Raw genomic sequence first — 10,825 nt, 5'->3', positions numbered from 1 at the left:
CCCTTCCTGCCCTTGCAGTCGCCTCGGGTCATCGACCCGAGGCGCACCGTCAACCGAGAGAGACCAGCTACTAGAAGAAGAAGATGATGGTGAGGGGTCCGGGGAGAGGAAGAATTCCTTCTTCCTCTCCCTGGCCACGGACCGGACGCGGCAGGATCAGCCCGCCCGACGTGCCCGCCAAACGCCCCAGAGCCGCGGCCCGAGCAGCGCGAGCGCGGCGAGGACGAGGATGAAGAGGGAGATCGGCCGGGTGAGGAAGGTGGACCAGTCCCCCTGGCTGATCGTCAGCGCCTGCCGCAGGTTCTGCTCCGCCATCGGCCCGAGGATCATCCCGATCACCACCGGCGCGGTGGGGAAGTCGAAGCGCCGCATGAACATGGCGATGATCCCGATCCCGTAGAGCAGGACGAGGTCAATGACCGAGTTGCTGATCCCGTAGGTGCCGATCGTCGCGAAGACGAGGATGCCCGCGTAGAGCTGCGGCGTCGGGATCTTCAGGATGCGCGCCCAGAGGCCGACGAGCGGCAGGTTCAGCACCACCAGCATGACGTTGGCGATGTAGAGGCTGGCGATCAGCGTCCAGACCAGCGCGGCCTGCTGCGTGAACAGCATCGGCCCGGGCTGGATGCCGTAGGACTGGAAGGCGGAGAGCATGATCGCGGCCGTGGCCGATGTGGGCAGGCCCAGGGTCAGCATCGGCACCAGGATGCCGGCGGCCGCCGCGTTGTTCGCCGCCTCCGGCCCGGCCACGCCCTCGATGGCGCCGGTGGTGCCGAACTCCTCGCGGTGCTCCGGGCGGACCAGCTTGCGCTCGGCGTAGTAGCTCAGCATCGTCGGCATCTCCGTGCCGCCCGCCGGCAGCACGCCGAAGGGGAAGCCGAGGAAGGAGCCGCGGATCCAGGGCCCGATGCTGCGGCGCCAGTCGGACGCGCTCATCCAGAGCTTGCCGATGGGCCGCACCACCTGCCCGCCCTCCACGTGGCGCCAGGCCAGGTACATCGTCTCGCCCACCGCGAAGAGCGCGACGGCGACGAGCACGACGTTCACCCCGTCCAGCAGCTCCGGCACGCCGAAGGTCAGGCGCGGCTGCCCGGTCTGCAGGTCGATCCCCACCAGCCCGAGCATCAGCCCGAAGCCGAGCGAGGTCAGGCCGCGCAGCGCCGAACCGCCGAGCACGGCGGAGACGGTGACGAAGCAGAGCATCATCAGGGAGAAGTACTCGGCCGGCCCGAGCTTCAGGGCTACCTCCACCACCAGCGGCCCGACGAAGGAGATGCCGAGCGTGCCGACGGTGCCCGCCACGAAGGACCCCACGGCGGCGGTGACGAGGGCGGGCCCGGCGCGCCCGTTCCGCGCCATCTTCGCCCCTTCGAGCGCGGTGATGATCGACCCGCTCTCTCCCGGCGTGTTCAGCAGGATGGAGGTGGTCGATCCCCCGTACATCGCGCCGTAGAAGACGCCGCAGAACAGGATGAAGGCGCCCGTCGCCTCCACCTTGAAGGTCACGGGCAGCAGCAGCGCGATGGTCAGCGCCGGCCCGATCCCCGGCAGCACGCCGATGGCGGTGCCGAGAAAGCAGCCCAGCAGCGCCCAGGCCAGGTTGATCGGCGTCAGCGCATTGCCGAAGCCGGCGGCGAGGTTGGCGAAGGTTTCCATCAGAGAATTCCCTCCAGCACGCCCGCGCCGATGTTCACGCCCAGCAGCCGCGAGAAGCCGAGGAAGGCGCCGAGGGTGACGACGATGCCGATCGCCAGGTCCCGCAGCGGCTTTCGCGAACCGAAGGCGGCGCAGACCAGCACGTACTGGATGGTGGCCGCGATCACGAAGCCCAGCCAGTCGATGAGCGCGAGCTGGACCGCCAGCCCCGCCCCGAGCAGCCCGAGCGCCCGCCAGTTCGTCGGCGGGGCGGCCATCTCCTCCTCCAGCCCCCCGCTCCACCCGCCGCGCGAGGCGGAGACGCAGAGCGCGATCCCCAGCAGAACCAGCGCGGCGCCGACGAGGATGGGCACGGCCGTCGCGCCCACCTGCGCGTAGATCGGAGAGTCCGGAATGGCCCAGGCCGCGTAGAGCGTCAGCAGGCCGATCGCGACGACGAAGAGCCCGACGCCGAGATCGGCCCCCGGCGTGCCGGGGCGCGCGCGCAAGGGCTCCGCGGCCGGGGGTTCGATCATGGCCTTCCCACTCCCTCTTCCGCCGCGCCGTCCCACGGGGTACGACGCCCGGCGTTTCGCCGCCTGCATGGCATGGCCCCGCCGGAAGCGGAAGCGGCGCCCGCCCCTCTCCGGCCCGCGCGGTCCTTACCTTTCCTTCACCCGCCCCTGCCACCGTGCCGCTCGAAGGACCCGCACCCGGCGCCCGGGAAGACCGAGGAGCCGCGCGTGGCAGTCTACCTGAACCCGACCTCCGCGATCACCGGCACGCGCGGTACCGACCTCTTCCTGCTGCACGATGCGGCCGGCCTGGCCGCGGCCGGCGCCCTGGATGGCGGCCGCGGCCTGGACGCCGTGATCCTCCTCTCCGACGCCGCGCTGACGGACGCCCACTTCGCCGGGCTGCGGAACATGGAAGGCCTGATGCTCGGCGGCACGGGCGCGCAGAGCCTCGTCCTCGGCCCCCGCGCGGCGGCCGCCTTTACCGGGGGCACGATCGCCGTCCTCGCCGATGCCGCCCTCTCCGCCAGCATCGACGGGACGGCACTGGGCGCCGGCACCGCCCTCCTCGCCGCCACCGGCGCGGGCGCGGACACCCTCGCGGGCGGTGCCGGGAACGACATCCTTCACGCCGCCGGCGGGGAGGACAGGCTCCTCGGCGGTGCCGGAAACGACCGTCTCTGGGGCGGGGCGGGCGCGGATCTCCTCTACGGCGGCGCCGGAGACGACACCCTCTCCGGCGGCGAGGACGCGGACTGCATGACCGGCGGCGCGGGCGCCGACCGCTTCCGCTACGCCGCCCCCGCGGAGGGCGGCGACACGACCACCGATTTCGCGCCCGGCACCGACATCCTGGAGGTCTCGGCGGCGGGCTTCGGCGGCGGCCTCGTCGCAGGGGGCGACGCCACCGGCCACTTCACCGCCAACACCGCCGCGCGCGCCGATTCCTCCTCCGGCACCGGCCAGTTCATCTTCGAGACCGATGCGGCCCGGCTGTGGTGGGACGCGGATGGTGCCGGCGGCAGCGCGGCGGTCCTGATCGCCACCCTGCCCGGCGCCGCCCTCTCGGCCGGCGACATCCATATCCTGGGATGACGAGGTACGGGTGACCCTGCCCCGAGCCTCCCCCCTTGGCCGGATCGTTCCCGGGTCCGGAGGAGGACGGGTCCGGGGAGAGGACGAGCTCCCTCCCCTTCCCGGGGCGGACCGTCAGGCCAGGCCGATATCCTTCAGCACCGCCGTGGTGGCCTCCACGTCCCTCTTCAGGAACTCCTCGAAGGCCGGGCCATCCACATAGGCATCGGCCCAGTCGCGGGTCTTCAGCAACTCCTTCCAGGCCGGCAGGGCGTTCAGGTCGGCCGCGAAGCGCTGGTGCGTTTCCCGCACCTGCGCGCTGATGCCGGGCGGGGCGAAGAGGCCACGCCAGTTGCCCATCACCAGGTCGATCCCGCTCTCCTTCAGGGTCGGGATATTCGGGTCGATGCGCGCCTCGCTGCTGGTGGCCAGCGCGCGCATCCGCCCGGCCTTGATCTGCTCGGAGAACTCGGAGAGGCCGGAGATGCCCGCCCTCACCTGCCCGCCGAGGATGGCCGCCTGGGCCGGGCCGCCGCCGGCGAAGCCGACATAGGAGGCGTCGCGCGCGTTGCCGCCTACGGACTTGATCAGCAGCCCCAGCAGGATGTGGTCGATGCCGCCCGCCGAGCCGCCGCCTACGGAGACGGCCCGCGGGCCGGCCTTCAGCGCGTCCATCAGGCCCTTGATGTCGCGGATGTCCGAGCTGGCGGGCACCACGATCACGCTCGCCTCGTCCGTCAGCTTGGCGATCGGGGTCACGTCCCGCACGCCCACCGGGCTCTTGTTGGTGATGGTGGAGCCGACCATGACGGCCCCGGCCACCATCAGCGCGTCCGGCCGCCCGCGGCGCTGGCCGACGAAGCGCGGCAGGCCCACGGCGCCACCGGCGCCGCCCACGTTCTCGAACTGTATGGAGCCGACGAGGCCAGCGGCGCGCGCCACCTGCTCGATGGCGCGGCCCAGACCGTCCCAGCCGCCGCCGGGCGCGGCGGGGATGAACATGCTGAGGTTGCCGTAGCGCGGCGCGCCCTGGGCCCGCGCGCCCGCGGGCAGGGTTGCGGGCAGGGCCGCGAGGGCGGCGGCCCCGGCCAGAAGGCCGCGGCGGGTGGTCGTGTGGGTCATCGGTCGGTCCTCCCATGGACTCGTCCCCCCGATCCTAGCCCGACTTCGCGCCGCGCAGAATCCGCCTTGCCCGGGTATTCCGCCACGCGCCGCCCCGCTCGCGGCGGCTTGAAGCCAGGTTCCGCAGCACGGGCCAAGCGGCATGCCACCTGTGTCCTTCCTGCAATTGCGCCGTGGCTTTCCGGCGACGATCCTGGCGGCGCGGCGGAACGGGATCGGGGTTGCGGATGCGGGGGAACTTGGCGATGCCCGGGGTTCGGCTCGCGGCCGGGCTCTGGACGGGAGTGCTGACGGGGCTGGGAGTGGCGCCCTTCCTGCTCGCCTCGCCCGCCCTCGCCCAGACCCGCCCCGGAAGCGAGCGGGGGGGCGAACGGGAGGCGGTGGTTGCCAACGAGACCGGCCTCGCCGTGCGCGAGCTCTACCTGGCCCCGACGACGCAGACCGATCCCGGCCCGGACCGGCTGGGCGCGGACACGCTGCCCGCCGGCGGCAGCCTCCGCCTCCGCCTCGGCCGGAACCAGCCCTGCGCCTGGCAGCTCCGCGCCGTCCTTGCGGACGAGACAGTGGAGGAACGGCGCCTCGACCTCTGCCGCTCCTCGCGCGTCATGCTCGGCGACGCCTCCGCCCCGGCGCGGGAGATCACGGTCAACAACGACACCGACCTCGACCTGCGGGAGCTCTACGCCGCCCCGCCGGGCGCGGCCGCCCGCGGGCCGGACCGGCTGGGGGCGGAACTCGTCCCGGCCGGCCGCACCCACCGGCTGCGCCTGGGCCGGCGGCGGGACTGCGTCTTCGACGTCACGGCCGTGATGGCGGACGGCTCCACCGTCCTCCGCCCGCGCGTGGATGCCTGCCGCAACCCGCGCATCGCCCTCTCCGACCCCGGCCTGATCTGGCGCGACCTCACGGTGGCCAACCGCTCCGGCCGCGTGCTCCACGGGCTGCACGTCGTCCCCGCCGGGCGTGGCGGCGAGCTCGGGTCCGAGGAGGGCTGGGGCGTGGACCGCATGGGCACGGAGACGGCGCCGGACGGCAGCACCTTCCGCCTGCGCCTCCGCCTGCCGGGCTGCGAGGCCGACCTGCGCGCCACCTACGAGGACGGCGCGGCGGAGGCGAAGCGGGCCGCGAATATCTGCACGGGCCCCGTCACCTTCGATGGCAGCGGCATCCCCCGCCCGCCGGAGCGGCAGCTCACCCTGGTGAACCGCCACCTCGCCAAGATCGACGAGATCTACGTCTCCTCCTCCTCCGAGGGCGATTGGGGGCCGGAGCGCCTGCCGGACGGGCTGGACCGCGGGGATCGCCAGACCCTCTCCGTGCCCGTGGACTGCGTGGCGGACCTCCGCATGGTCTTCCCCACCGGCGGCGCGGAGGAGCGGCGCGAGGTGAACATCTGCGAGAACCCCACCGTCGTGGTCCGCCCGGGCTGGACGGTTGCGGCCCGGCTGGACGAGGGCGAGGACGAGGCGGACGCCGCCCCCCGCCCGGGCAGCGTGCGGCTGCGCAACACCGCCCGCCTGCCGATCGTGGAGCTCTACATCGACGCCCCCGGCGCCCCGCGCGGCGAGGACCGGCTGGGCGCCACCGTGCTCGGCGCCAACGAGACGCTGGACGTGGCCCCGCCCGAGGGCGAGGCCTGCCCCGCCCGCCTGACCGCCGTGTTCCGTGACGGGCGGGAGGTGACGCGCGACCCGCTGGACCTCTGCGCCGGGATCGAGGTGCCCCTGCCATGACCCCCCGCTCCCTTCTCTCCACCGGGTTCCTTGCCACCCTCCTGCTGCTGGGCGCTGCCATCCCGGCCGCGCGCGCGCAGGAGATTGCCCTGCCCGCCGCCCTGCGCGGCGCCTGGTTCCAGGGGGAGTGCGTCGCGCCAACGGCGATGCTCGCCCTCTCCGTCCGCGGCGCGGCCCGCATCCCGGCGGGCGGGGCCGGCCGGCTGCTGCGCTTCACGGAGACCCGTGCGCTGGAGTCCGGCTGGTCCGTGGCCACCGCCCGTGGCCCGGAGGCCCCGCGCCTGATGCTGCGGGCATCGGGTGGCGCGGCGGGCAACGGGCTGGAGACCGCCGAGCCCTCCAACAAGATCCGCGACGACCGCCTGCCCGGCGATGCCCCCGTCACCGCTTGGCGCCGCTGCCCCGGCACCCCCCTGGCCTTCGCGGCGCAGGGCGAGGGCCTGGCCTTCCTCGGTGCCATCGAGGTGCTGGAGGCCGCCTGCGGGCCCGGAACAGGGGGCGTGACGGATTGCGCCGCCGCCCTCGTCCGCGTCGGCGACGTCTCCGGCGACAGCCTCCTCGGCCCGGCGGAGCTGGCGCGGCTGTTCCGCGGCGCCTCCTGGCTCCTCTCCCTCCAGGCCGAGGTCTCGCCGGAGCTCTCGGGCCTCGCCGGCGCCGCGGGGACGCTCGGCGCCGTGGCCGGGGCGCGGCTGATGGTGGAGAGCCTGGACTATGACGGGGACGGCCGCCTCTCCGCCCGCGAGCTGGCGCAGGACCGCGCCGTGCTCGCGACCGGGGGCGAGGCGCGCGGCCGCCCGCTGGCGCTGGAACGCCTCTCCGAGGGCGTGGCGCTGCTGCGCGGGATCGTCGAGGGGCTGCTCGGAGGCGGGGAGTAGGCCCCGGCGGTTCCGGAGGCCCCGGCATCCGGTCGTCGGGCCCGGATCGGACCCGCGGCGCATCATCCGTCAGGGCCTGACGGTGTGCCCGGCACCTCTGTGGCGATGGTGACCGCGCTCACCGGCAGCAAGGGCGCCGTTCCGGGCGTTGCCTTCCACGCCTGCGAGTGCCGGTCAGGCGAAGGATCCGGCGGAACGGAGGCGCGGCGCATCGTCACCTCACCGGAAGGCCCAGAGGCGGAGGGCCACGAAGGAGACCATCGGCCACAGGACTGCGAAGGACAGGGCAATCACTTCGACCGGCAGGTCGGTCAGGTTGACGAGCATGGCCGCGTACACGGAATTGAGGACCAGACCCGCAACGACAACCGCCAGGAAGCGCCATGACGCGTCCGCGTGCGAGCGCTTCGTGTCGAACGACCAGTAGTAGTGCCCGAGGTAGTTGGCGACGGTTGCAACCGCGTAGCCAGCTGCATTAGCAAGCACCGGTTCGATGCTGAGGACACGATGCAGCAGACTCGAGACGGCCACGTAAAGGACCACGGAGGCGATGCCGACCACTCCGTAGCGGAGAGCCGTTCCGAGCCATTCCATTCGCCGGCGCATCGGACCATCGAGAAGATCACCGTCATCCTGCCTTTTCATAATGAGGCCGAGAACCTTCGCTTCGTGGTGGAGGAGCTCATTCGGGGACTGGCGTCCGAGGGGCTGCGGCCCGACGTTTTCCTCGTCAATGACGGCAGCACCGACAACTCGATGCAGGAGGTGCGGGCGCTTGTCGGCGATCATCCGGAGGTCCGCTACATATCCTTCTCCCGCAACTTCGGGAAGGAGACCGCCCTCATGGCGGGGCTCCTCGAGTGCGGCGACGATTTCGACGCGCTCGCCTACATGGACAGCGACGGACAGCACAGGTGCACCGACCTGGTGCGGATGATCGGGGTCGCACAGAGCCCCGAGGTGGACCTGGTCTGCGGCGTGCGCGACAGCCGGAACTACCAGACAGCGTCACAGCAGCGCATGGCGAGGCTCTTCTACGCCCTGTTCCGCAAGCTCAGCGATGCCCCCATCGACGAGGGAGCGGGCGACTTCAACGTGCTGAAGCCGCCCGTCGTGGCGGCGCTGCGCAGCCTGCGGGAGGAACACCCCTTCATGAAGGGGCTCGTCGGATGGGTGGGCTTCAGGAAGAGGCTGATTCCCATCAGCATCGCGGAACGGGCGGGCGGGCAGGCGAAATCCTCGACGCGGCGCATGCTGAAGCTCGCCTTCGGTGCCATCCTGTCCTTCAGCTCATGGCCGCTGCGGGCCTGGTCGGCCATCGGCATGGTCTCCGCGCTGCTCGCCGTCCTCTACCTCGCGCTCGTCGTCGTGCAGACGGCGGTGTTCGGCCGGAACATCCCGGGCTACGCCACGACCGTGGTGCTGCTGCTCGGCCTGGGCGGCCTGCAGCTGCTCTCGATCGGGATCGTCGGCGAGTACCTGGCGCGCGTCTACGACGCCTCCAAGCAGCGCCCGCGCTATCTCGTCGCCGAGCGGTCGGGGGCACTTCCCGGCCGCTGAACGCCGCGGGCCCGCGCGGCGCAGGGCCGGCTCTGGACCAGGGCCCGCCGCTCAGCGCGTGAACGAGATGAGGCCGGGTTCAGCGCGGCTCCGCCCGCAGGCCCCGCAGCCCCATCGCGTAGATGCGCGGATCCGCGCTCATGCCGATCTCGACGGGGGAGGACGGGCGCTCGAAGTGGAAGAGCAGGCGCAACGGCCCCGCGCCCGCCGGCACGTCCAGCACGGGCTGCGTGAAGGTCATGTGCGGCAGCTCCCACTCGCCCTGCACCGCCCCGTCCTCGGTCCGCACGGTGACGCGCTGACTGGCCCGCCCGGGCGGGGCGAAGCCGATCGCTTCGAACACGAGCCGGAGCGGCCCGGCGGCCCCGGCGTCCCGCCGCAGGAGCAGCGCGGCGTCCGAGCCGCCCGACCAGGTCCAGCCCTCTCCCAAGACGCGCCAGCCCGCCTCCATGGAGGAGGCGCCGTTGCCGTTCAGGCGGAAGTCCAGGCCGCCCGACAGCGGCGCGGACTCGACCCGGGGAAAGACCTCGTCGGGCCGGCGGCAGAAGACCACCCGCTCCACCTTCTCGCAGCGGTGCGGCCCCTCCGGGCGGAGCGTGATCCAGTCGCCGTCGCCGGGATTGGTGAAGATACGCACCTCGCCAGCCCTCAGCGGCGCGGTGGCCCTGGGGATGTCGTCGCTGCACGGCACGGGCCGCGGCAGGCGGGCGGGAAAGACGGTGTTCACCGGCAGCGCCCGTTCCGAGGCGAGGCCGAGGAACTCCATCATCATCGGGTGCGCCGTCGCGGTGACCTCCGAACTCCAGCAGAACCAGGAGGGGAGCATCGTGATCGCCGTGGCGGTGGGCAGGATCTGGCGCAACGCCCTCGTCTCCGGCGCCAGCGCGGGCACGTGCTCCACCGAGGCGATCAGGCGGTCGCGCACCGGGGCGACGTCCATCCACTGCACCGCCACCACGGCCGCCAGCGCCGCGGCCCGCAGCGCCACGGGCCGCAGCCGGGCGAGCAGGAGCACCCCGGCGAGGGCCAGCGCGTAGGCGACAGGCCAGAAGAGGCGCCCGCTGGCGCGGAAGCTCTCCAGCGCCTTCGGCGGATCGCCGAGGTCGAGCACCAGCCGGCTGCCCAGGCCGACCTTCGTGCTCACCGCCATGGCGGTGAGTCCGAGCAGGGCGAGGACAAGGCCGAGATGCCGCCGCATCCCCAGCGCCGCCGCCCTGGGATGCAGCAGCACCCCCAGGGGAACGGCCGCGATGACGCCGAGGCCCAGCCAATTGTAGCTCTCCCATCCCGCGGCGTTCGGAAGCTCCGCGAAGCTGCTGGGGTTCGGCAGCAGGCCCGACCAGAACGGCCAGACGGGCGAGAGCAGGTTCATGGCGTAGAGGCCGTATCCCCCACCGCCAATGGCCTGATCGTAGCCCAGCGCGCTGATCAGGAGCTGCGCCGCCACCACCGTGCCGATCCCGCCCGCGGCCGCCAGGAGGGCCGGCCGCCACGCCGCGAGGCGTCCGGCGGGGGCAGCAGCCCGCAAGGAGGAGAGGCCACGCCAGACCAGCGTGGCGGGCGCTGCCAGCACCAGCGCCATCGTCATCACCGCAAGATAGGGATGGGTGAGCAACGCCCCGAGGACGAGGGCCACCGCGCCCAGCCAGCGCCACAGCATGGTCCCGGCCGGGCGGGGCGACAGCAGGTGGAAGTAGGTGCCAAGGCCGAGCAGCAGGATGAAGTGCCCGCTCAGCGCCGCATGGCCGTAGCGCGCCCACCAGGCGGGCATGGCGACCGCCAGCATCATGAAGGCCAGGGCGGGGAGCAGCCGCTTCTCCCCTGCCGCACGAAGGCAGAACACGGCGGCCACGGGCTGCAGCACCCAGGCCAGGCCGTACCACAGCCCGACCCCGTGGAAGCCCTGCGGCAGGATGCCGCGCACCGCCTTCAACACCAGGGCGAGAATCGGGATGCCGTCCATGAAGCCCAGCGGCAGGCCATCGGGCGGGAGCAGCGTGCGGATCTGCAGCAGCGGCCAGCCCCACGGCTCCGCGATGAAGTAGCGCTGCCCCACGGCGTGCTGCGTGGCATCGCTCTCGTTCATCACGACTTCGCCGTGCGGGAAGAGGAAGGGCAACGGGAACACGTACAGCGCGAGGACCAAGCCGAGGGCCAGCGCGATGCCGTAGGTGAGGATGGCTGGCGCGCGAGACCCTGGCGCGTCGGTTTGGGCAGTGGTGTTCACGTCCGGCTCGGCTGTTTCGGCGGTCGCGACATATCAAATGCCGCGCGGCCGGGCCATGCGCCTTCCCCGCAACGCCCGCAAGCG

General features: G+C 72.8%; 9 protein-coding genes. 4 read left to right on the top strand and 5 right to left on the bottom strand.

All coding sequences use genetic code 11. The annotated features are described in order from the left end of the window. Window positions 1-156: 156 nt before the first annotated feature. Both VQH23_RS10085 and VQH23_RS10080 read right to left on the bottom strand, forming a co-directional pair. Entirely contained in the window at window positions 157-1,656 is a 1,500-nt protein-coding gene (locus tag VQH23_RS10085) for a tripartite tricarboxylate transporter permease (protein ID WP_338665510.1), read from the bottom strand. Then, window positions 1,656-2,171, bottom strand: coding sequence for a tripartite tricarboxylate transporter TctB family protein (locus tag VQH23_RS10080; RefSeq protein WP_338665509.1), 516 nt, complete (start codon window positions 2,169-2,171; stop codon window positions 1,656-1,658). The genes VQH23_RS10085 and VQH23_RS10080 overlap by 1 nt, the downstream gene beginning before the upstream one ends. A gap of 207 nt (window positions 2,172-2,378) precedes the next feature. On the opposite strand from VQH23_RS10080, the gene VQH23_RS10075 reads away from it, so the two are divergent. Beyond that, a complete protein-coding gene (locus VQH23_RS10075) occupies window positions 2,379-3,245 on the top strand; it encodes a calcium-binding protein (protein WP_338665508.1) in 867 nt (288 codons plus the stop codon). 114 nt (window positions 3,246-3,359) lie between these two features. Here VQH23_RS10075 and VQH23_RS10070 read toward each other — a convergent pair whose 3' ends face one another. After that, entirely contained in the window at window positions 3,360-4,346 is a 987-nt protein-coding gene (locus tag VQH23_RS10070) for a tripartite tricarboxylate transporter substrate-binding protein (RefSeq protein WP_338665507.1), read from the bottom strand. Window positions 4,347-4,591: 245 nt separating this feature from the next. On the opposite strand from VQH23_RS10070, the gene VQH23_RS10065 reads away from it, so the two are divergent. Next, the gene (locus VQH23_RS10065; protein WP_338665506.1) at window positions 4,592-6,079 is read left to right on the top strand and encodes a hypothetical protein; all 1,488 of its coding nucleotides are present in this window, start codon (window positions 4,592-4,594) and stop codon (window positions 6,077-6,079) included. Next, complete coding sequence (locus VQH23_RS10060; protein ID WP_338665505.1) at window positions 6,076-6,954, top strand: hypothetical protein; 879 nt, start codon at window positions 6,076-6,078, stop codon at window positions 6,952-6,954. Before VQH23_RS10065 ends, VQH23_RS10060 begins: the two co-directional genes overlap by 4 nt. A gap of 219 nt (window positions 6,955-7,173) precedes the next feature. Here the strand turns inward: VQH23_RS10060 and VQH23_RS10055 are convergent, their stop codons facing one another. Beyond that, a complete protein-coding gene (locus VQH23_RS10055; protein WP_338665504.1) occupies window positions 7,174-7,743 on the bottom strand; it encodes a GtrA family protein in 570 nt (189 codons plus the stop codon). Between VQH23_RS10055 and VQH23_RS10050 the strand changes: the two genes are divergently transcribed. Continuing rightward, window positions 7,624-8,514: a glycosyltransferase family 2 protein gene (locus VQH23_RS10050; RefSeq protein ID WP_338665503.1), complete on the top strand. Its 891-nt coding sequence runs from the start codon at window positions 7,624-7,626 to the stop codon at window positions 8,512-8,514. The two genes, VQH23_RS10055 and VQH23_RS10050, sit on opposite strands and share 120 nt — an antisense overlap. 79 nt (window positions 8,515-8,593) lie before the next feature. On the opposite strand, the gene VQH23_RS10045 is transcribed toward VQH23_RS10050, so the two are convergent. After that, complete coding sequence (locus tag VQH23_RS10045; RefSeq protein WP_338665502.1) at window positions 8,594-10,741, bottom strand: DUF6311 domain-containing protein; 2,148 nt, start codon at window positions 10,739-10,741, stop codon at window positions 8,594-8,596. Window positions 10,742-10,825 lie beyond the last annotated feature (84 nt).

Origin of the sequence: Pararoseomonas sp. SCSIO 73927 (genome assembly GCF_037040815.1) — a bacterium.
Lineage (GTDB): Bacteria > Pseudomonadota > Alphaproteobacteria > Acetobacterales > Acetobacteraceae > Roseomonas.
Note: the sequence above shows the minus strand (reverse complement) of the source record. Positions and strands in the feature narration are given on the sequence as shown.